Source organism: Variovorax sp. V118 (genome assembly GCF_041154445.1).
Classification (GTDB): Bacteria; Pseudomonadota; Gammaproteobacteria; order Burkholderiales; family Burkholderiaceae_C; genus Variovorax; species Variovorax boronicumulans.
The window spans coordinates 5,992,617-6,011,788 of record NZ_AP028663.1; the positions used below are offsets into that span (position 1 = coordinate 5,992,617).

Annotated in this window: 18 protein-coding genes; 17 read left to right on the forward strand and 1 reads right to left on the reverse strand. The window is 62.5% G+C overall.

Going from position 1 to position 19,172, the window contains the following annotated elements; genetic code table 11:
- Positions 1-127 precede the first annotated feature (127 nt).
- The gene (locus tag ACAM52_RS27865) at positions 128-925 is read left to right on the forward strand and encodes an IclR family transcriptional regulator C-terminal domain-containing protein (RefSeq protein WP_095948085.1); all 798 of its coding nucleotides are present in this window, start codon (positions 128-130) and stop codon (positions 923-925) included.
- A gap of 27 nt (positions 926-952) precedes the next feature.
- On the opposite strand, the gene ACAM52_RS27870 is transcribed toward ACAM52_RS27865, so the two are convergent.
- On the reverse strand, positions 953-1,957 hold the full coding sequence (locus tag ACAM52_RS27870) for a Bug family tripartite tricarboxylate transporter substrate binding protein (RefSeq protein ID WP_369645135.1): 1,005 nt from the start codon (positions 1,955-1,957) through the stop codon (positions 953-955).
- A 205-nt stretch (positions 1,958-2,162) separates the two neighbouring features.
- Here ACAM52_RS27870 and ACAM52_RS27875 point away from each other — a divergent pair, with 205 nt between their 5' ends.
- From ACAM52_RS27875 to ACAM52_RS27950, 16 genes are all read left to right on the forward strand, one after another.
- Entirely contained in the window at positions 2,163-3,338 is a 1,176-nt protein-coding gene (locus ACAM52_RS27875) for a tetratricopeptide repeat protein (RefSeq protein ID WP_369645136.1), read from the forward strand.
- A gap of 74 nt (positions 3,339-3,412) precedes the next feature.
- Complete coding sequence (locus ACAM52_RS27880) at positions 3,413-4,810, forward strand: murein L,D-transpeptidase family protein (RefSeq protein ID WP_369645137.1); 1,398 nt, start codon at positions 3,413-3,415, stop codon at positions 4,808-4,810.
- Positions 4,811-5,222: 412 nt separating this feature from the next.
- Positions 5,223-5,411, forward strand: coding sequence for a Flp family type IVb pilin (locus ACAM52_RS27885; protein ID WP_369647791.1), 189 nt, complete (start codon positions 5,223-5,225; stop codon positions 5,409-5,411).
- Positions 5,412-5,427: 16 nt separating this feature from the next.
- Positions 5,428-5,931 carry a prepilin peptidase gene (locus ACAM52_RS27890; protein ID WP_369645138.1) on the forward strand — a complete coding sequence of 168 codons (504 nt, stop codon included), beginning with the start codon at positions 5,428-5,430 and terminating at the stop codon, positions 5,929-5,931.
- An 82-nt stretch (positions 5,932-6,013) separates the two neighbouring features.
- On the forward strand, positions 6,014-6,997 hold the full coding sequence (cpaB, locus tag ACAM52_RS27895; protein WP_369645139.1) for a Flp pilus assembly protein CpaB: 984 nt from the start codon (positions 6,014-6,016) through the stop codon (positions 6,995-6,997).
- Between the two features lie 41 nt (positions 6,998-7,038).
- A complete protein-coding gene (locus ACAM52_RS27900; protein WP_369645140.1) occupies positions 7,039-8,403 on the forward strand; it encodes a type II and III secretion system protein family protein in 1,365 nt (454 codons plus the stop codon).
- 35 nt (positions 8,404-8,438) lie between these two features.
- Positions 8,439-9,734: a CpaE family protein gene (locus ACAM52_RS27905; RefSeq protein ID WP_369645141.1), complete on the forward strand. Its 1,296-nt coding sequence runs from the start codon at positions 8,439-8,441 to the stop codon at positions 9,732-9,734.
- A 7-nt stretch (positions 9,735-9,741) separates the two neighbouring features.
- Complete coding sequence (locus tag ACAM52_RS27910; protein WP_369645142.1) at positions 9,742-11,058, forward strand: CpaF family protein; 1,317 nt, start codon at positions 9,742-9,744, stop codon at positions 11,056-11,058.
- Complete coding sequence (locus tag ACAM52_RS27915; RefSeq protein WP_369645143.1) at positions 11,051-12,064, forward strand: type II secretion system F family protein; 1,014 nt, start codon at positions 11,051-11,053, stop codon at positions 12,062-12,064. Before ACAM52_RS27910 ends, ACAM52_RS27915 begins: the two co-directional genes overlap by 8 nt.
- Positions 12,061-13,020, forward strand: coding sequence for a type II secretion system F family protein (locus tag ACAM52_RS27920; RefSeq protein WP_369645144.1), 960 nt, complete (start codon positions 12,061-12,063; stop codon positions 13,018-13,020). Before ACAM52_RS27915 ends, ACAM52_RS27920 begins: the two co-directional genes overlap by 4 nt.
- Positions 13,017-13,982, forward strand: coding sequence for a tetratricopeptide repeat protein (locus tag ACAM52_RS27925; RefSeq protein WP_369645145.1), 966 nt, complete (start codon positions 13,017-13,019; stop codon positions 13,980-13,982). The genes ACAM52_RS27920 and ACAM52_RS27925 overlap by 4 nt, the downstream gene beginning before the upstream one ends.
- Positions 13,979-14,485, forward strand: coding sequence for a DUF3613 domain-containing protein (locus tag ACAM52_RS27930; RefSeq protein ID WP_369645146.1), 507 nt, complete (start codon positions 13,979-13,981; stop codon positions 14,483-14,485). Before ACAM52_RS27925 ends, ACAM52_RS27930 begins: the two co-directional genes overlap by 4 nt.
- Positions 14,486-14,516: 31 nt before the next feature.
- Entirely contained in the window at positions 14,517-14,987 is a 471-nt protein-coding gene (locus ACAM52_RS27935; protein WP_369647792.1) for a TadE/TadG family type IV pilus assembly protein, read from the forward strand.
- The gene (locus ACAM52_RS27940) at positions 14,984-15,478 is read left to right on the forward strand and encodes a TadE/TadG family type IV pilus assembly protein (protein ID WP_369645147.1); all 495 of its coding nucleotides are present in this window, start codon (positions 14,984-14,986) and stop codon (positions 15,476-15,478) included. Before ACAM52_RS27935 ends, ACAM52_RS27940 begins: the two co-directional genes overlap by 4 nt.
- A gap of 15 nt (positions 15,479-15,493) precedes the next feature.
- Positions 15,494-17,674, forward strand: coding sequence for a TadG family pilus assembly protein (locus ACAM52_RS27945; protein WP_369645148.1), 2,181 nt, complete (start codon positions 15,494-15,496; stop codon positions 17,672-17,674).
- Positions 17,675-17,713: 39 nt separating this feature from the next.
- Entirely contained in the window at positions 17,714-19,129 is a 1,416-nt protein-coding gene (locus ACAM52_RS27950; RefSeq protein WP_369645149.1) for a sigma 54-interacting transcriptional regulator, read from the forward strand.
- Positions 19,130-19,172: the final 43 nt, after the last annotated feature.

The following is a 19,172-nucleotide window of genomic DNA, read 5'->3' on the forward strand; positions in this document are numbered from 1 at the left end:
TCCGGGAGTGAAGAAAGAAACCGAACGGTTCGAACACCCTGCCGAATTCACGAATCCTCGCGAACCGCAATTTGTTCGTCTAAAGAACTTTTGTTCGTATAATGAATTTTAGAGAGGATCGCTCGCCATGGCAACCCACCCCGTTTCCGCTACGTCCACCACCGACACGCCCGCCCCCGGCGACAGCTACGTGCAGTCTTTTGCGCGCGGCCTGCAGGTGATCCGCTCGTTCAGCGCGAGTGCACCGCACCAGACCCTGAGCGAGGTGGCGGCCGGCAGCGGCCTCACGCGTGCGGGGGCGCGGCGCATTCTTCTCACGCTGCAGACGCTGGGCTATGTGGTGACCGACGGCAAGCTCTTCACGCTCACGCCGCGCATCCTCGACCTGGGCTTTGCCTACCTGTCGTCGATGCCGATCTGGAACCGCGCCGAACCGGTGATGGAAGCGCTGGTGCAGCAGGTGCAGGAGTCGTGCTCGGCCGCCGTGCTCGACGCGACCGACATCGTCTATGTGCTGCGCGTGCCGACGCAGAAGATCATGCGCATCAGCCTGGGCGTGGGCTCGCGGCTGCCCGCGTACTGCACCTCGCTGGGCCGCCTGCTGCTGGCCGACTTGAGCGACGACGAGGTGCGCGCGCGGCTCGAGGCCTCGAACCTCGAGGCACTGACCAAGCACACCGTGACCGACATCGACGCGCTCATGGCCAAGGTGGCCCAGGCGCGCAAGCAGCAGTGGTGCCTGGTGAACCAGGAACTGGAAGAAGGCCTGATCTCCGTGGCCGCGCCCATCGTGAACCGGCAGGGCCGCATGGTGGCCGCGCTGAACATCAGCGGGCAGGCGAACCGCACCAGCGCGAAGGTGATGCAGGAGACGATGCTGCCGGCGCTGATCGATGCGGCACGGCAGGTGTCAGCGCTGCTGTAGCCGCAGCGCGATCGCCCTCGCGAGGGCTCAAGCCTCGGAGCGGATGCCCTTCATCAGGATCACGCCGCCCAGGCGCGTGGTGTCGGCGCGCATGCGCTTGGCCAGCGTGTCGGGCGAGCCAGGCTGCGCCTGCCAGCCGGTCTTGAGCAGCTCGCCGCTCACCTCGGGCGAACTGATCACCTCGACCAGCGCGGCATTGAGCCTGGCCACCGCCGCCGGCTTCATGCTGACGGGGGCTGCAAGCGCGGTCCAGATCTCGAGGTCGGCGCCGCGCACGTCGGCGTCGCGGATCGTCGGCAGCTCGTTGACCAGCGGGCTGCGCTCGGGCGAGGTCACGCCGATGGCCTTGAGCTTGCCCGACTTCACGTGCGGCATCGCCAGCCCGGGCGGCAGCAGTGCCAGTTGGATCTCGCCTGCGAGGATGCCGGCGATCACCTGCGGGTTGCCCGTGTAGGGCTTGTGCTGCGCGGTGATGGCCGCGCGGCTCTTGAGCAGTTCCATGCCCAGGTGGCCCACCGTGCCCACACCCGGCGTGCCGTACTTGCCGGCGCTGCCCAAGTTGCGCACCCACAGCAGCAGGTCGGCCGCAGACTTGCCCGTGGCGCCGCCGGACACCACCAGCACCAGCGGCGCGGTGCCGATCAGGCCGACGGGTGCGAAGTCTTTCTCGGGGTCGAAGTCGAGCGACGGGTTCAGCAGCTTGGCGATCGTGAGGTTGCCGTTGATCAGCGCGCCGATCGTGTGGTCGTCCGTGGCCTTGGCCACTTCGGCGGCCACGAGGTTGCCGCTGGCGCCGGGCTTGTTCTCCACCGTCACCGGCTGGCGCAGGAGCTTCGAGAGCGGCTCCGCGATGGCGCGCGCCGCCAGGTCGGGCGAGGCACCGGCCGGAAAGCCCACGAGGATGCGCACGGGCTTGGTTGGCCAGGCGGCATCGCCGCCTGCCGCGCGCTGGGCCCACGAGGCCGGCGTGAACAGCGAGGTGGCAATGGCTGCAGCGCCGCCTTCGAGCAGGCGGCGTTTGGTGATCTTCAAGACGGACTCCGGAGGGTTGGAAAAATCAGGGTAAACACGTGCATTTTGCTTACGAGACGTTACATGATGATGCTGCAGCGCACAAGTTCAGCACAACTGTGAATAGGGCCATCGCAGGGCTCCGTCAGCTTGGTATCCAGAGGTGACGGGCGCATTTACAATGCCTGCCGCATTCCCCTTCCCCACCAACGAGGTCTTGTCCGCAATGCCCAAGAGCCCCCGGCCTCGCGCCCGCTTCAGCTTCTCCCCCACCGTGCGCGCCCTGTTCCTGGCCGTTGCGGCCTGCGGCGCCGCGCTTCCCGCGCTGGCCGCGACCGAGCACGAAGAGGTCGACCGCTTGATGCAGTCCGGCAAGCTCGACGAGGCCATGACCAAGGCCGAGGCCTTCCTCAAGGACAAGCCGCGCGATCCGCAGATGCGCTTCCTGAAGGGCGTGATCCAGCTCGACACCGGCAAGCGCACCGAGGCCATCGCCGCCTTCACCCAGCTCACGCAAGACGCGCCCGAGCTGCCCGAGCCGTTCAACAACCTCGCCGTCATCTACGCGAGCCAGAACCAGTTCGACAAGGCCCGCAACGCCCTCGAAAGCGCCATTCGCACCAACCCCAGCTACGCCACCGCCCAGGAAAACCTCGGCGACGTGTACGCGCGGCTGGCCAGCCAGGCCTACAGCAAGGCGCTGCAGCTCGACCAGAACAACACCGCGGTGCAGCCCAAGCTGGCCGTGATCCGCACGCTCTTCACCGCTCCGCCGGCGGCCGGCTCGAAGGGCTCGACGCTGGTGGCTTCGGCCACGACGACGCCTGCACCCGCACCGGCTGCGAAGGCTCCCGCCCCGGCACCTGCGCCCGCACCGGTCGCCAAGGCACCTGCTCCGGCACCCGTGCCCGCTCCTGCGCCCGTCGCCAAGGCCCCGCCTGCGCCCGCGCCGGCACCCGCTGTCGCGCCCGTCGCGCCGCCCGTCAAGGTGGCCGCAGCGCCCGCGCCGGTCGCCAAGACGCCTGAACCGGCACCGGCACCAGCGCCTGCTGCAGCCCCGGCGTCCACCGCCGAGATCGAATCCGTCGTGCGCGGCTGGGCCTCGGCCTGGGCCAGCCAGGACATGGACCGCTACCTCGCCGCCTACGGCAGCGACTTCGTGCCCGCTGGCGGCCAGAGCCGCAAGGCCTGGGAAGAAGACCGCCGCGCGCGCATCGTTGGCAAGTCCAGCATCAGCGTGAACCTCGAGAACCTCGCGATCAAGGTCGACGGACAGACCGCCACCGCCAAGTTCCGCCAGATCTACCGCGCCGACAACCTCAACATCGCGAGCCGTAAGACGCTCGAACTGCAACGCTCCGGCAACCAGTGGCACATTCGCAAGGAAAGCGTCGGCGGCTAGTGGCAGACATCGTCCGGCACGGCCGGCTTCAGACCCTCCCGTTCCCGCTGCGGAGCGGGAAACTGCTCGCGGCCTTGACGGCCGCTTCTGCGATCCTGCTGGCCACGCCCGGCGCCGCGCTCGCAGCCAACAACAGCAGCAGTTCCAGCAAGTCGGCCAACGCCAAGACCAGCGGCACCAAGGCCGCCAAGGCGGGCGGCAGCCGCGCGCCTGCCAAGGAAGCCAGGGGCGCCAAAGCCGGCAGCGGCGCCAGCAAGACGCAGTTGCAAGCCAAGGGCAAGCGGTCCGCCGTCGCGGCAGACAACGCGGGCGCCACGCGCCCGGCCCGCAAGACCGCCAGAACCGCCGCGCCGCTGCAGGAAGCCAGCGGCGCCGAGGCCCGCCTGATCGGCGTCTACGAACTGTTCGGCCGCGGCAAGACCCGAGAGGCTTTGGCCAAGGCCCAGACCCTCGTGCGCGACCATCCGAACTTCCAGCTTGCGCAGCTCGTGTACGGCGACCTCCTCGCGGCGCAGGTGCCGCCGTCGAACGCCATGCCCGACACCGCTGGCATCGCGCGCCTGCGCGGCAACCCGGCCATGGTCGAGCTGCACGAGGAATCGCGCCGCCGCCTGCAGGCCCTGCGCGAACGCCCGCCCGCCGGCACCGTGCCCTCGCAGTTCCTCACCCTCTCGACCCGCAGCCGCTTCGCCATTGCCGTCGACGCCTCGCGCTCGCGGCTGTACCTGTTCGAGAACTCCGACAAGGGCCTGAAGCTCGTTGCCGACTACTACATCTCCGTCGGCAAGTCGGGCACCGACAAGGCCGTCGAAGGCGACGCGCGCACCCCGCTGGGCGTGTACTACATCACCAGCAGCCTCGACCCGCGCTCGCTGAAAGACTTCTACGGCGCCGGCGCCCTGCCCATCAACTACCCCAACCCGTACGACGTGCGGCGCGGCAAGACCGGCAGCGGCATCTGGCTGCACGGCACCCCGCCCCAGCAGTTCGCGCGGGCGCCGCTGGCCAGCGACGGTTGCGTCGTCATGGCCAACCCCGACCTCAAGCAGCTGCTGCGCAAGGTCCAGATCGGCGCCACCCCCGTCGTCACCGCGCGCAGCCTGCAATGGATTTCCCAGCCGCAGGCCGAAAAAGAAACAAAGAAATTCGCCGATTCAATTACCGCCTGGAAAGACGCGCGCGCCAGCGGCAATGAAGCGCAATTGAAAAAATTCTATTTGCCGGATTTCCAGCGCGCCAGCCGCAAGCCCGTCGATGCCGATGCGGTACTCCGCGACGAATTGACCTACGCACAAGGTAAACGAGTGCAAATCAAGGACACGTCCTACCTGCACTGGCGCGACACCGAGGACACCATGGTCGCCACCTTCGGCGAGGTGTTCGAGGGCGAGAAAAACGGCCGTACCCGCCGCCAGTACTGGCTCCGCCAGGGCGGCGAGTGGAAGCTCTTCCACGAAGAAATCCTCGGCTGAGCCCCCATCCCCGAAGGGGTCTCGGCCCCAAAAGTGTGATTTATTGCTCAAACGGAGCCGCCTTGTCGAGTGTTACAAATTGCACTCCTAGGTACCGCGCTACGTAACACGTAACGGGCATGTTCCCGTAACACTCAACGTTCGGACGTTCCCGCGCCCGTAACGTGTTCCCCTCGTCCATGCCAGTGTGCATGCGGGTTACAGAGGGAAACGAACATCTCCAGACTGTGAATAAGTGACCTTTTCTGCCCCGTTGTGGGGGCCGAACGAGGCTGGCCGCCTTCCTGCTTTACCCCTCCGAGTAGCACATCCGGGACTCGATCCGGTGTGTTTCTCCTGTTGATACACGGAGTTACGCTGTATAACATCCACCGTGCCAGCCTTTGTTAACACTTCCTTTCAGGAGATCACCATGCTTAGTTCTATTACTCGTTTTCTGCGCGATGAAGAAGGTGCTACTGCAATTGAATATGGAATTATTGCGGGGATGATGGCCGTTATTTTGACTGCCGTATTCGCCACCGATGGAACCCTCGGCAGCGCAATCACCGGCGTTTACTCCCGAATTTCCACAGCACTCGGCGGTCCTGCCGCCGACTAAGTAAAGACATCCGAGTTTGAAAGCCGATGTCATCCTGTTGCTCTGGCTACTTCTCGTGACTGTCTATGACTTTCGAGAGCGCCGCGTTCCCAACTGGCTGGTGCTTGCTGGAGCCGTCATGGCTCTCGCGGCACTCGCCTTCGGGATACAGCCGCTCGGGATCAATTGGACCTTTGCCCTTCTCGGGGCCGGTGTCGGGTTCGGCTTCTTGCTTCTTTTCTACGCATTCGGCCTCATGGGAGCGGGGGACGTGAAGTTCGCAGGCGCCCTCGGTCTGTGGGTCGGCCTGTCAGCTCTTGCTCCGATCTGGATAGCGGCCAGCCTGATGGCCTGCATCCACAGCGTCCTCTGGCTCGCGCTCAAGCGCTGGCCTTGTTTCTCGCGACTCGCCTTCTTGTTGGTCGGCCCGTCGCCAACCTTCGAATCCGGCGCGCCCACTCGCCGGCCTCGCATCGTTCCTTATGCGGCCTATCTCGCGTTGGCCACTGCGGCGTGGATGGTTTGGGGGCGACAGAGCTAGTCACAACTAGCACTGCCCCGACTCGCAGGCCCTTCATCTCTTTCATCATGAACGCTTGCTCCCTTCCCTCAGTTCGCCGCCCATGATCAACCTCACCAAAATCGTCGCCGCCATCCTCGTGCTTCTGGCCCTTGCGCTCGGAGGCTATGCATGGGTTCTCAGCCGCAAGCCTCCGCCTCCGCCGCCTGCAGCCGCAACCGCTGGCGCAACGCCTGCCAAGACTGCACTAGCACCGACGTTCCCCGTGGTCGTCGCAGCCAAGCCGTTGCCAGCCGGCCAGGCGATCCCAGCCGATGCCCTGCGCGTGGAGCAACTGACGATCAATCCGACAGGGGCTTTCAAAGAGACCGCACCCCTCGCTGGCCGCGTCCCCGTCATAGATCTTGGTGCAGGCTCTCCCCTGCTCGAAGGTCAACTGGTTTCCGGCCTTGCCTTGCGCGTTTCAGAAGGTGAACGCGCCGTGGCGGTCAAGGCCGACGAAGTCATGGGCGTTGGCAACAAAGTCCAGCCCGGCGACTTCGTCGATGTTTTCCTGATGCTGAAGTCCGACAGCAAGGACATCGACCGCAGCCAGGCACGCCTGCTGCTGTCGCGCAAGCGCGTGCTGGCATTCGGCAGCGCTTCAGTCGACGGCTTGGCCTCCAAAGCCGACAAGAACGGCAACTCGCAGCAACGCGCCGAAGCCGCGCGCACGGCTGTGCTTGCAGTGCCGGTGGACGATGTCAATCGCCTAGCGCTCGCGGAGAACAGTGGCCGCCTGCTGCTCGCACTGCGCAACCCCACCGATATGTCGGAGCCCGATCCAAAGCTGTTTGCTGAATTGCCCACAGCTCTGCAGCCAGTACCACCGAAACGCGGCGAACCGCCGCGGGCACCGCTCGAAGGCCTGGATCGTGCCCAGGCCGGTCTGACGGCCGCCGATTTCGTGACCGGCGGCAAACCCGGCGCCCTTCGCGCCCCCACAGCCTCGGTGCGAGCCCCCGCAGCAACCAACTCCAGCGCCAGCCGTGGTGGTCTCCAAGTCGAAGTCATCCGCGGCGATCGCAGCGAAACCATCCGTTATTGATCGGCGTCACGCCCATGCATGCCCCGCACGAAAAAAACACCATGACGCACCCTCCTCGCGCGAAGCACAACGCTCCGGTTCATGCCCTGCGTCCGACCCTCGTGGTGATGTGCTTGCTGACACCGGGCGTCTGGCCCGTTGCGTCCTCGGTAGCCAATGCGCAAGCCGTCGCTGCAGGCGCACCGATCCCGTTCCGCATTGATGCCGGCTCGCAGAAGGAACTGCTCATCCCGAAGGGCATCGAGCGCATGGCTATTGCCGACGAAGCAGTGGCCGGGGTTGCACTCACCCGCCAAACGCCGAACTTGCCGGCAGCCCGCCTGATCGTGACCGGTAAGGCTGCAGGCCGTACCACGCTGATGATCTGGGAAAAGGGCCAATCGACTGCCACGGTGTATGCGCTCGAAGTGCGCCGGCGTGCCTCGACGCTCACTGGCTCGCTCGACAGCATGACCGCGCATCAGGAAGCGCGAGAAACCGCACTGGCCGCCGGCGGAGAGAAATCTCCACTGGTCGATCGCTCCATCGTCAATGTGCGCAGCAATACCGTGCAGGTCGAGGTCAAGGTCGTCGAGTTCAACCGCAGCGTTCTCAAGCAGGCGGGCCTCAACATCTTCAGCACGCGTGCCAACTCCAATGGATTCAGCTTTGGCTCCTTCACGCCATCGTCACTGAAGTCCGCGACGTTCGCGTCGGATGGAAGCATCAGTGGCGACTACAACAACCCTCTCGCGCAAGCCTTCAGTCTGTTGTTCAACTTCGGCAAAGCCGGCATCGGGCTGAACGTCGGCTTCCTTGAGGGCAATGGCATGGCGCGCGTGCTCGCCGAGCCCACGCTGGTGGCACTGTCGGGCCAGAGCGCAAGCTTCTTGGCCGGCGGCGAACTGCCAGTGCCCGTACCCCAGGGTCTGGGTACAACAAGCATCGAATACAAGCCTTTCGGCATTGGCCTTACTCTCACGCCCACGGTGCTGTCAAACGAGCGCATCGTGCTCAAGGTCGCCCCCGAAGCCAGTGACCTCGATTACACGAACTCGCTGAGCATCAACGGCGTGGCCGTGCCGGCCATCACCACGCGCCGCGCCGATACCACGGTCGAGCTCGGCGATGGCGAGAGCTTCATCATCGGCGGCCTGGTGAGCCGCACCACCACCTCGAATGCAGACAAGGTGCCGCTGCTCGGCGACATCCCGGTGCTGGGTACCTTCTTCAAACAGAACAGGTACCAGATGAGTGAGAAGGAGCTTGTCATTCTTGTCACACCGCACCTGGTGAAGCCGATTGCGCGCAACACCGACCTCACCCCGTACATGCCTGGCGGCGCCGAGCAGCGCGATGGCCCGGTGTGGCGCGCGCACCTTCTGGGACCAGCCTCTGGCACGACAGTGCCTGGCTTCTCCCGCTAATGGAAACCAGCCATTCACGACCCGTGGCCGACGCCATGAACGCCCCTCGCGACCACCTTCCCGAAACCGGCGCAGAGACCTATCTCTTCGCCTCGCCCAACGGCGGCCACATCACGTGGTTGACTGATGCTCTTTCCAGGCTGGGCGCGGTGGTGATGCTGTCGCCCGACATCAAGTCGCTTGATGAGCGCGTCGCTCTGCTCAGCCCAGCGGCCGTCTTTCTCGACTTCGCCGGTGACCACGCCGAGGCCGCGAGCGAGCTGCACGAGCGCCTCAAGCGTGACTGGCCAACGCTGCCTGTGCTGGCAACGGGCATCTCGGCCGAACCGGCTTCGATGCTGGCCGCACTGCGTGCTGGCGTGGACGATTTCATCGACATGGCCGCACCGCAGACCGATGCGGCCAACACGCTGCGCAAGTTGCTTGAGCGACGCAGCACCCTGTCGAGCGGCACGCGCGGAAGCACCATCGCCCTGCTCGGTGCCCGGCCGGGCATCGGCGTGACCACGCTCGCGGCCAGCTTGTCGCTCGTGATCAACGATCAACTGGCCCAGCCGGCGCAAGCGCCGGCAAGAACACCCGGCCGCAGCGCGCGACATGGCGTGGCCCTTCTCGACCTGGGCCTGCCTGCGCGCGACGGCCTGCTCTATCTCGACACGCAGAGCAGTTTCAGCTTCGTCGACGGCGTGCGCAACCTGCGCCGCCTCGACCAGACGCTGTTGCAGACAGCTCTCGCGCATCACGCCAGTGGCATCGCCGTGCTGCCACTGCCGGCAAGCCTCGCGCAGGTGCGCGAAATCTCGCACGCCGACTCGGTTGCGCTGATCAAGCGCCTGGGCGACTTCTTCGATTTCCAGATTGCCGATCTGGGCGGCTTCTCGACCATCGACTTCGTGGCGCAGACGGTAAAGGAAGCCCAGCGCTCCTGGGTCGTGTGCGATCAAAGCATCGGTGCGATCGTGTCCACCGCAACCATGCTCAAGGAGCTGCGTACGCGCGGCATCGAGACCGATCAGCTGTCGCTCGTTGTCAACAAGTTCGACAGCCACGTAGGGCTTGCGGCCAAGGACATCGCCGAGCGGCTCGAACTGCCGCTTCGCCACGTGGTGCCAGCGCGCAGCGCCCAATTGCTCGGAGCTGCGAGCCGCGGCGAGATGCTGGTTCGCATCGCACGCAACGACCCCTATTCACAGGCAGTGGCCGACCTCGCACGCAGCCTGCACCAAGAGTGCACGACAGGTTCAGTGCCGGCGCCGGTCGGGGCCACGCGCTGGACCTCGACGTTGATGTCGAAGGTCATCGGCTTCCGGAAGAGCTCTACCCAAGGTTGAACAGTCCATGTCCACCGATATCGAATTTGCCGACGACGACCAGACGTTCATCAACTCCCAGCAGTTCCAGGACATCAAGAGCTGGACGCATGATCACCTGCTGAGTCGCATCGAGGAACTGGGCGCGGAGTTCGGCCGCTGGTCGCGCGCCTCAATTCAGCAGTTCGTCGAACTGGAGGTCGACAGCTTCGTGCGCCTGCGCCGCGTGCCGATCAACGACCGCGAGATGCAGCTCATCGCCGATGCGCTGACGAAGGAGCTGGCCGGCTTCGGGCCGCTGGAGGATCTGCTCAACGACCCTGCGGTCGAAGACATCCTGATTAATGGCTACCAGAACGTCTATGTGTCGCGACATGGCATGCTGGAGCGCGAAACACTGCGCTTTGCCGATTCCGAGCACGTGATGCGCATCGTGCGCCGCATCCTCGCGCCGCTGGGCCGCCGGCTTGACGAGGCCAACCCCATGGTCGATGCGCGGTTGCCCGACGGTGGCCGTATCAACGTGATCATCGAGCCACTGGCCATCGATGGCTTATCGGTCTCGATTCGGAAGTTCCGCAAGGAACCGCTCACGCCAGCCGACCTGGTGAAGCTTGGCACCTTCGATGCCGGCATGGCACAGCTGCTGGAGATCGCGGTGCGCGCACGCTGCAACGTCCTCGTGAGCGGTGGTACCAGCTCGGGCAAGACCTCGCTGCTCAACGCGTTGGCCAGCTTCATTCCAGCACGCGAGCGTGTAATCACCATCGAAGACACGGCCGAGCTCTCGCTCAGTACCAGTCACGTGGTGCGACTGGAAAGCCGCCCCGGCGGGTTCGACGGTACGGGCGTGGTCTCGATCCGCGACCTGCTCCGCAACAGCCTGCGCATGCGGCCCGACCGCATCATCGTGGGCGAAGTGCGCGGCGCCGAAGTCATCGAGATGCTGCAGGCGATGAACACCGGTCACGAAGGCTCGATGGGGACGATCCACGCGAGCTCGCCGCGTGAGTGCCTCTATCGCCTCGAAATGCTCGCAGGCTTTGCCGGTTATCAGGGCAGTGAAGTGAGCCTGCGGCGCCAGATCGCCAGCGCGATCGACTTCATCGTGCAGATCGGACGGATGTCGAACGGCCAGCGCCGCATCATCTCGCTGAGCGAAGTGACTGGCGTGAACGACAACGTGGTGGCGATGCAGGAGCTCTATCGCTACGATCCGATCGTTTCTCCCGACGGCGAGGAGCGCGACCGTTGGGTGTCGCTCGGCATCGCGCCGCACTCACCGAAGATCACGAGATTCAGGCAATCGTTCGCACGCGCGCAGCAGGGAGAGCATCGTGCGTGAAAGCGGTCTGCTCGGCATTGCTGTGACAGCGCTACTACTGGCGGCGTGCGGTCTGTTTCTGTGGCAGTGGGCAAAGAAACGGCAGGCACGAGACACCGTCGGGCGACATCTCGATCATCAAATTCAGGCTGGTATGGCCACATCCACTCCGGCACCCTTCTCTGCTCAGCCGCCCGCGCGGGCCGCTGAACCGATCAGCAGCCTCGTCTCCGGACTGACCACTGACCCATGGCTCGAGACCGAGGCCACGGCCGCAGCGGCCACTCGCCCCAAGCGATGGCTCGACCGGGCTGTGCCCGCATGGCTGGTGGGCGCGGTAGCCCCTCGGGTGCTCGTTTTGGGCGTGGTCATCGTTGCCGCGCTGTCGTTGGCTGTCGGCCTCCTCGGCGGCTGGCTCCCCGCATTCGGGGTCCTCTTGCTGCTCACGCTGGCCGGTATTTTCGCGGTCTGGCTGCGGTTGCAAAAGATGCGCCGCAAACTGGTTGCCCAACTGCCGGGCTACATCGATGCCATGGTTCGCCTGATAACCATCGGCAATTCGACACAGGCCGCCTTCCAGCTTGCAATCGGAAGCACACAGGAGCCGCTACACGGCCATCTGGAACGCTCGGCCGCCCTGGTCCGTGCGGGCGTGGATTTGGACAAGGCACTGCACCAGACGGCCACCAATGTGCGTGTCGAGGAAATGTTCCTTCTTTCCTCAATCCTCGGGCTGGGCGTGCGCTACGGTGGACGCGCCGACCTGTTGCTCGAACGCGTGAGCAACTTCATGCGTGATCGCGAACAGGCTGAGCACGAACTGGTGGCGATGTCATCAGAGACGCGACTGTCGGCCTGGATTCTGGGACTTCTGCCCGTAGGGGTAGGCGCCTTCATGATCATGAACAACCCAAGCTATTTTCTTGGGATGTGGAACGACGGCACCGGCAGGATGCTCGTCTTCACAGGCATTGGACTTCAGGCATTGGGTGGCCTGCTGTTGTACCGCCTTGCGAGGATCGCATGACGCTGACACCCGGTGTGTTGACCGCCATCAGCCTGGGATTGCTGGCGCTCGGTCTGCTTCTAGTGGGAGGTACGTTGATTGCGTCGGAACTGCGCCGTGCGCGCAGCGGCCACGCGATCGGCAAGGCGATTCACCAAGGCACGATGCCATCGGCCACAGACGCCACCGAAGTCAACACGGAGTTTGGAGCGCAATACAAGTCCGACGTCGAACTTCCATTCCATTGGTTGGATTCGCGCCTCGGCCATGCTCTTGTCGCCGACGAGGACCGCAACCTCATCGATCAGTGTGGGCTGCCGTCTCAACGCACTCAGTTGATATTCCTTGTCACTCGTATCCTGTTGGCGATCTTGCTTCCATTACTGGCACTTGTCTTCTGGAGCGCAGGGCACAAGCAAGGCACAGTCATTGCCGTTCTTGCCACACTCATCGTGATCGGCTTCATGGGGCCGAAATGGCTGTTGAGTCAAATCGCCGCCGGTCGGCGAACGCAGGTCGCCAAAGAGTTACCGCTCTTCGTGGACCTTTTACGATTGCTGCAAGGCGTAGGCATGAGCCTGGACCAGGGTTTGCAGGTCATGGCCAGCGACTTCTCGCACGTGCTGCGCGTCCTTGGTTACGAACTGACGCTGGCCAATCGGCAATACGCACAGGGTCGCACGCGTGAGCACTCTTTGCACCGCCTTGCCACGCTGCACAAGAACGAGAACCTGCGCAGCTTGGTTGCATTGTTGGTGCAAGTCGATCGTCATGGGGGCGCGGTCCAGGAGCCGCTGCGCGCTTTCAGTGACCGGCTTCGTGAGCATCGTCGCTCGGAAATGAAGGAACGCATCGGCAAGATCACCGTGAAGATGACCGGCATCATGGTGCTCACGCTGCTGCCCGCATTGCTGATCGTGACAGCGGGCCCCGGCTTTCTCGCCATCGTCCGGGCATTGGGGAGCGTCGGTAAATGAACATTTTTTTCAGTCCTCTCGTACGCGTCACATGGTCATCTGTGGTGGTAGGACTAGCTCTGGCTACTTCTGGATGCACCGCGACCAAGGACCGCTATGCAGCTGGCGAAGATGCCCAGCAACGACAAGCCTTCGAGGCCGCCAACGAGACGAAGACAGGCGCCAATATCGACACCCTGTCGACCTACCTCAAGGTCGTCGACCAAATGCAGCAACAGGGTCTGTGGTTTGCGTCGCTGGCGCACATCGATGCCCTGGAGCAGCGCTGGGGCATCACGCCCGATTCGACGCGCGCGCGCGCCGACGCGCTGCGTCAGACCGATCAGGCTGAACTTGCTGAAACCGCCTATAAGCGCTTACTGACCACACCGCAAGAAAGTGCGGGCTACAGGGGCCTGGGGCTGCTGGCGGGCGCACGCGGCAACTACGTGGAGGCGGTACAACTTTTCAAGCAGGCGCAGCGCCGAACACCCACCGACGCATTGCTGTTGAGCGATCTGGGTTATGCGAGCCTGCGTGCCGGCCAGCTGGAGGAGGCACGCCTGCCTCTGATGCAGGCCTTACAGCTGCAGCCTGAAAGCAAGCAAGCGCAGGCCAATGTTGCGCTCTACCTTGAGGTCACGAATCAGCAGGAGCAAGCCACGGCCCTGATGAATGCGAACCGCATGTCCGACACCACGCGCGCTGCCGTGCGCGAAGCTGCGTTGCAGATGCGAGCCACTGGGAGTCCGGCTGCGTTGTCTCCCTTTTCCAGGCCCACCTCGACATCGGGGTATCCCATCGCATCAGATGGGGCATCCATGCCGCCGCGCGACGACGCAGCGTCCCTCCCCCTCGCGCTTAAGCCAACTCGGTGGGCCGGAATGGGCGGCATGCGCACCGCCAACCAGTTGAATCCATCGGTCTCGTCACTCACAGACACACCGCGTTCATCAAGCACAATTTCACGAGGTACACAATGAACAAGCGCGAATCCGGCGACCAGATAACCATGCTGTCCACTTGTTCGTTGGCCGCGGTCCTTTTCTTCGCCACAGCAACGGCAGCCTCTGGGCAACCCTCTGCTAAGCCGGAGAAAACGGACACCAAGGCCATCGTCACGGCGGTCGTTCTCAGTACCAAATCCGAAGTGGAAAAGACTGAACTTCATGCTGCCGCCCCTGCGACAACGAGCAAGGATGCCACGCGGCCCCTGGAAGCCCACACGACCGAACAAATAGCGCCCTCCGAAGAGGAAGTTTTCGACATGTCGCCGCAGCAAGTTGGCGACGCGACACTCAATCTCCTCGCATTGCAACGCAGCAACGAAGCTGCTTCTTCCACATCCCGGCCGATCACCGGCAGCGTCGCCAATCGAAGCTACGACCGTTATCTGAAGAGTTTTGAGCACCCGATTCCGGAACGCCTTGGATCTACCATGAAGAGCTCCGCCGGTGGAGGTGCTGCATCAAGCGGTGCACGATAGACGGCGACGCAGTTCACTATTGGGATTGCACATGGCACTAGGCCGCAATCAAACCCCCTCCGCACAGACTCAACAAGGAGCCTATGCGGTTGAGTTCACGCTTGTCTTTCTGATCTTCTTTTCCCTGATCTATGCCATCGTCTCACTGGGAATTTTTCTCACGCTACGTCTCAGCTTGCAAAATGCAGCGGAGGACGGAGCAAGAGCAGCATTGAGATACCAGGTCACCTTGACTAAGCGTGAAGAGGAAGCAGAGAGAGTTGCTCGAACGCAGTCCGCCGGATGGACTCCCACGCAGCCTGTCGTGGTCGCAAAGATCTGTCAGTTGGAGGGCAGCGGCTGCGGGCAGGTTTGTGGCCCCAGCTGGAGTCAGCGATGCCAGGTTGTTGTGACAGTCACGACGACGGGCATGAGAACAGTCCTCCCGCCTTTGATGAACCTCGCTCTCCCCGACCAGGTGATAGGGCGTGCAAGTATGTTGCTCGATGGGAGAGCGCTATGACGAGAGCATCGTTTCGCGCAGCGACAGGCGGTGCAAGGGTTTCCTTTCAACGAGGAGTGGCTGCCATTGAGTTTGCACTTGTTTTCTCCACCCTTTTTTTCGCAATGTACGGTATCGCGACTTTTGGCGCCGTTCTCTACATCCAGCAAGTGGTATCCCGTGCGGCAGAAGATGGAGCGCGTGCCATCGCTTTTTCTTTTTCAAATTCGGCGTTCGGCGATACGGAGCGAAGTCAGGTCACGAGTGCGGTGGTTTCCTCTCTTTCCGCTGCGCTGATTGTTCCTCACTCAGCGGCTGCTGACCCGCGCCAATGGATCATCGATCGAGTAGATATCAGTCCAAAGATCGAAGAGGCCGGTAGTGAGAAGACAGGCGTGGTGACAGTGATCTATTCCTATAGCGAGAACCGACTTCTACCGTCGATTCCACTTTTTGATGTCAGCCTTTGGATGCCAGATAAGCTGACCGGGCGGGCGACCGTGGCGCTCTAGCCAAGGATCTTTAGCATGAAGTTCAACTGCGCCGCCTTCCCAAATTCGATCCGAAATTTGGCATCACCAGGCACGAGGAGACAAAGCGGTTCCATTCTTGTCAACGCGACTATTGCCCTTAGCCTCATCGTGATCTTGTTGATAGGCTCAGAGCTAGGCTACCTGTTCTACATGAAGCGAGAGTTTCAGAAAGCAGTCGATCTTGCAGCCCTCGCTGGAGCCCAATATCTACCTGTAGAGACGCCTTCCGACTGCGGTGCAGAAACTGCCGCAGCAGAAAAAAATGCGAAGACCAACTTACCGAGTGTCAAACTTCTGACCGTCGAATGCGGGCTTTGGAGTGCGTCCTCTCCAACGACGATTTCAGCCACTAGTGGCATACCGAACGCTGTCCGAGTAACGATCAATGAAGCTCCATCCTTCTCGATCCTGAGTCAGTTCTCCCCAAATAGAATCATTGGAGTCGAGGCAATCGCTGTTCGCGATGAGCCGATGGCAGTTTTTTCCGTTGGATCCAACCTCATTAATACAAACCCTGAGGGCGCATTGATCGGCATCTTGCGGTTGATCGGAGTGGATCCCAACATTGACCTCGTCACGTATCGCGGACTCGCTGGAGTGAAGATCACACCAGCCGGACTTCTTCATGCGCTGAAAATTAACGTCCCGGTCGACATCGGTGTCGGTGAACTGAATACGTTGCTTGCGGCGCGTCAAATCTCGGTCAGCGATATCGTGAACATCATCATCACGCTGGCTGGCCAGCAGGGCGTCATCAACGCAGATGTCTTGCTGGGCCCGATAGAGGCATTGGGTATCGACATCGACGAGCTTTCTGTCCAACTTGGTACGGCCAGCGATACGCCCGGAACACCACGAGGTCTATTTGCAAACATCAAAGCCCCAACTGCATTGTCAGCATTGGCAGTAGATATCGACGCACTTTCCCTTCTCACCACAGCGATCGGTGTCGGGACAAAGAAGCATGCTTTGACTCTTGATCTCGGGCTTGGTGGAGTGACGGCACTAACGGGAATCTCTGCAGAGGCCAAGCTGCGTGTCATAGAGCCCCCCTCCATTGGGATCGGCGGTGTCAAGCGCGCTGGAGGCATCGGAGCGACCGCTTACAACTCGCAAATTCGACTCTACGTGAACATCAATACATCATCTGGTGGTTTGGTTTCTGGCCTTCTCAATCTCTTGGGAACGAAGATCAATCTTCCGATCATGATCGACGTGACGAACGCATACGGAGAACTCGCATCCATCGATTGCAGTGCTTCTCCGAATCGTGCGGGTGTTGACGTGACATCGACAATACTTAATGCCTGCATCGGAAACCCCGGCATAGGCACGCCGAATCCAACTCCGGCACAGTTTGAAGCAGCCGTTTTTTCGACCTCGAAATCTTGCGAAACGGGACTGCAGCCTATGAACTTGGTGCAGGTCCTCGGAATTCCACTTCTCTCAGGCAAGGCTCATGTTCCTGCACTGAGTCAATCTGAATCGGTAACTGTCCCCGTCGGAGGATTTGTCGATACAGATCCGAACGACCTCAAGATTGGCGACACAGTCGTCAAACTGATTAGCCAACTCTTAGGTCTTGTTCTTGCACAAGAAGGAGATGATGTCACTGCGCCCTCGTCACTTCCAAGCAGCGTTGCAACCACCACTGCTAACGACTACCTATCACGCGCAGGCGTTCTTTCGAATGGAAAGTACAACATTGCTTCGGCTCGTACTCTCTTGACTAACGATGGCTTCACGTGGGACAGACCATGCGGTTTGCTTTCTATAGGCACATGTCCGATGCCAACCAAATGGAATGAAGAAATAACGCCCATCATTTTGCTCAATCCGGGGTGCTCCGGAAGTTCAGCGGTGTACAACAGCTGCGTGGCAAAAAAGCTCGCTGATGAACTTCAGACCACACAGGGCAGTGGAATCCTAGGCGCAGTTGGGGATCTTCTGGGAGCCTTGCTTGGATCGACGACCCCCTCTCAGCCCAGTGACCCGAAACCCAATCTCCTTGCCGGGATTCTTGTTCCCGTGATGGAGTTGCTTCGGCCAGCCCTGAATCTCGTAGGAAAGCTGATCTCCGACACTGTTCTCTCCGATATAGCAGGGCTAGATATCGGGCGCTCTCGCGTTTCTTTGCAATCGCTAGGCTGCAAGAACACGAAGCTCGTCCACTGATAGCAAGCCGGCGATCTCTCGCTTCGTTTCCTCACGTTAATGTCTTCTCCTCAAAACTTCGACGAACTCGACCTCTTTGTCTGGGAAGGCAAAGCCGACATCCTCGACCGCATTGCGCGGTGCATGGCGAGCTTCGACGTGGAAGTCATCCGGGCCGACGGCCTGCCGCCGCCCCAGCAGGACCGCGGTGTCGCACTGCGCCCTTCCGTCGCGATCATCAGCGTCACCGTCATCGATGGCGGCGGGCTGCCGCATGCCACCGAGCTGCTGCAAGGCATGCCCGTGATCTGGGTGGCTGCCGCCTCGCGCGAGCGCGATTCGCGCACGTATCCGCCCGAGTACCTGCACGTCCTGCCCTACGACTTCACCTGCGCCGAGCTGCGCACGATGGTGGCCAAGCTGGTGCGCCAGCTGCGTGCGCGCGATGTCGCACCGCAGGCGCCCGACGTGCTGGTGGCGCATTCCGATGCGATGAAGGGGCTGCTCGCCGAAGTGGGCGCCTTTGCCGACTGCAACCATCCGGTGCTGGTGCGCGGCGAGACCGGCGTGGGCAAGGAGCGCATTGCGCAACAGCTTCACATCGGGCACCAGCAGTACGGCAAGGGCGCGTTCGTGGCGGTGAACTGCGGCGCGATTCCCGATGGGCTGTTCGAGTCGCTGTTCTTCGGCCACACGAAGGGCTCGTTCACCGGTGCCGTGCACGCGCACCGCGGGTACTTCGAGCAGGCCACCGGGGGCACGTTGTTCCTCGACGAGATCGGTGACTTGCCTCGCTACCAGCAGGTGAAGTTGCTGCGCGTGCTCGAGGACAACGCGGTCACGCGGTTGGGCGCAACGTCACCGATCCGCGTCGACTTCCGGCTCGTGGCGGCGACGAACCGCAACCTGCGCGAGATGGTGGCGAGCGGCGAGTTTCGTGCCGATCTGTTCTACCGGCTCGCGGTGATCGAGCTGCACGTCCCGAGCCTCGAAGAGCGTGGCGAGATCGACAAGATCGCGATCTTCAAGGCGCTGCTGGCGAACGTGCTCGGCGACGAGCTCGAGGCCTTGGGTGAAACGCCGCACTGGCTCAGCGATGCGGTGGCCGAAACCTACTTCCCCGGCAACGTGCGGCAGCTGCGCAATCTCGCGGAGCGCGTGGGCGTGATCGCGCGGCAGTTGCACAGCTGGGACCAGAACCTGATCCAGCGCGCGATCGCGCTCACGCGGGGCACGCCGGCGCCCGCTGCGCTGGCCACCGACCGCAACGGCACAGGGGTCGCGCTCGATGCGAACGGCGACCGCAAGGGCTGGAACAGCAGCGAGCGTAATCGCATCATCGCGGCGTTAGAAATCAACGACTGGAAGCGCCAGGACACGGCGCAGCATCTGGGCATCAGCCGCAAGGTGCTGTGGGAAAAGATGCGCAAGTACCAGATCCTCGACGGTGAACCTGGCATTCCCGAAGAAACGTAGCGCGCACAACATGCGCGCTACGTTCAAGGGAGTTGAGCTCAGC

Excerpts from the sequence above, each read along its gene's own strand:
- ACAM52_RS27865 (WP_095948085.1), top strand. The coding sequence starts at position 128 with ATGGCAACCCACCCCGTTTCCGCTACGTCCACCACCGACACGCCCGCC.
- ACAM52_RS27875 (WP_369645136.1), top strand. The coding sequence starts at position 2,163 with ATGCCCAAGAGCCCCCGGCCTCGCGCCCGCTTCAGCTTCTCCCCCACC.
- ACAM52_RS27885 (WP_369647791.1), top strand. The coding sequence starts at position 5,223 with ATGCTTAGTTCTATTACTCGTTTTCTGCGCGATGAAGAAGGTGCTACT.
- cpaB (WP_369645139.1), top strand. The coding sequence starts at position 6,014 with ATGATCAACCTCACCAAAATCGTCGCCGCCATCCTCGTGCTTCTGGCC.
- ACAM52_RS27900 (WP_369645140.1), top strand. The coding sequence starts at position 7,039 with ATGACGCACCCTCCTCGCGCGAAGCACAACGCTCCGGTTCATGCCCTG.
- ACAM52_RS27905 (WP_369645141.1), top strand. The coding sequence starts at position 8,439 with ATGAACGCCCCTCGCGACCACCTTCCCGAAACCGGCGCAGAGACCTAT.
- ACAM52_RS27910 (WP_369645142.1), top strand. The coding sequence starts at position 9,742 with ATGTCCACCGATATCGAATTTGCCGACGACGACCAGACGTTCATCAAC.
- ACAM52_RS27920 (WP_369645144.1), top strand. The coding sequence starts at position 12,061 with ATGACGCTGACACCCGGTGTGTTGACCGCCATCAGCCTGGGATTGCTG.
- ACAM52_RS27925 (WP_369645145.1), top strand. The coding sequence starts at position 13,017 with ATGAACATTTTTTTCAGTCCTCTCGTACGCGTCACATGGTCATCTGTG.
- ACAM52_RS27930 (WP_369645146.1), top strand. The coding sequence starts at position 13,979 with ATGAACAAGCGCGAATCCGGCGACCAGATAACCATGCTGTCCACTTGT.
- ACAM52_RS27935 (WP_369647792.1), top strand. The coding sequence starts at position 14,517 with ATGGCACTAGGCCGCAATCAAACCCCCTCCGCACAGACTCAACAAGGA.
- ACAM52_RS27940 (WP_369645147.1), top strand. The coding sequence starts at position 14,984 with ATGACGAGAGCATCGTTTCGCGCAGCGACAGGCGGTGCAAGGGTTTCC.
- ACAM52_RS27945 (WP_369645148.1), top strand. The coding sequence starts at position 15,494 with ATGAAGTTCAACTGCGCCGCCTTCCCAAATTCGATCCGAAATTTGGCA.
- ACAM52_RS27950 (WP_369645149.1), top strand. The coding sequence starts at position 17,714 with ATGTCTTCTCCTCAAAACTTCGACGAACTCGACCTCTTTGTCTGGGAA.